Below are 1,261 nucleotides of genomic sequence, written 5' to 3'. Positions count from 1 at the left end.
GGGCGTGAGGAACGAATCGGTGACAACTGATCGTTAGTGTCGGGAGGCGCTGGCGGGGAGGATGTCATCATGCCTGGTCCCTATCCCAGAGAGTTCCGCGAGGACGTCGTCGCGGTCGCTCGGCGCCGTGAGAGCGGCGTCACTATCAAACAGATCGCCACCGACTTCGGTATCAGCGAGGCGACGCTGCAGAACTGGCTCCGCCAAGCGGATGTCGAAGACGGCAACCGGCCCGGTCAGACCGCCGCCGATGCCGCCGAGGCGCGGGAGTTGAAGAAGCGGATCCGACTGCTCGAGCAGGAGAACGAGGTGCTCAGAAGGGCTGCGGCGTATCTGTCGCAGGCGAACCTGCGGCTCGGTGGCTCCCCAAAATGACGTACCCGCTCGTATCTGAGCTCGCCGACGCGGGGATTCCCGTGACGGTGTCGTGCCGGGTTCTGAAGCTCGCAAGACAGCCCTACTACCGGTGGCGCAACGACCCGATCCGGGAAGCGGACGTGCTCCGCGCGTATCGGATTAACGCACTGCATGACGCTCACCACGACGACCCGACGTTCGGCTACCGATACCTCGCCGACGAAGCCCGGCGAGCGGGGTGGCGAATGAGCCGGCGGACGGCGTGGAAGCTGTGCTCGCAGGCCGGGCTTCTCTCATCCGCGCAGCGACGGCGTGGGAAGGGGAAGAAGGCCGGGCCGCCCGTGTTCGATGACCACGTCCAGCGCGTGTTCCGCGCCGACGCGCCCAACCGGCTGTGGCTCACGGATATCACGGAGCACTGGACGAGCGAAGGCAAGCTCTACTGCTGCGCGATCAAAGACGTGTTCTCCAACCGGATCGTCGGGTACTCGATCTCGGACCGGATGACCGCGAAACTCGCCGTCGACGCCGTCCGAAACGCCGTGGCCCGCCGCGGTGAGGTCGCCGGATGCATCCTGCACGCCGACAGGGGCAGCCAGTTCCGCAGCCGGGCCATGGCCCGCGAACTGCGCCGGCACGACATGGTCGGATCGATGGGACGCGTCGGCGCCGCGGGGGACAACGCGGCCATGGAATCGTTCTGGTCACTACTGCAGACGAACGTGCTCAACCAGCAGCGGTGGACGAGCCGGCAGGAGCTGCGGCTGGCCATCGTGGTCTGGATCGAACGGAAGTACCACCGCCAGCGAGCCCAGGACACCCTCGGCGGCTTGACGCCCATCGAGTTCGAAGCCAAGCTAGCCGAGCCGCTCACACTCGCGGCCTAAACCGAACCTGTCACCAG

1 pseudogene is annotated in these 1,261 nt (G+C 66.5%); it reads left to right on the top strand.

Features of this window, described 5'->3' with window-relative positions:
- Positions 1-69 precede the first annotated feature (69 nt).
- A pseudogene (locus tag ACIGJI_RS17400) lies at positions 70-1,244 on the top strand (IS3 family transposase).
- Positions 1,245-1,261: the final 17 nt, after the last annotated feature.

This window comes from Microbacterium sp. NPDC064978 (assembly GCF_044543605.1).
Classification (GTDB): Bacteria; Actinomycetota; Actinomycetes; order Actinomycetales; family Microbacteriaceae; genus Microbacterium; species Microbacterium meiriae.
This window is presented reverse-complemented; position numbering and strand designations above follow the sequence as displayed.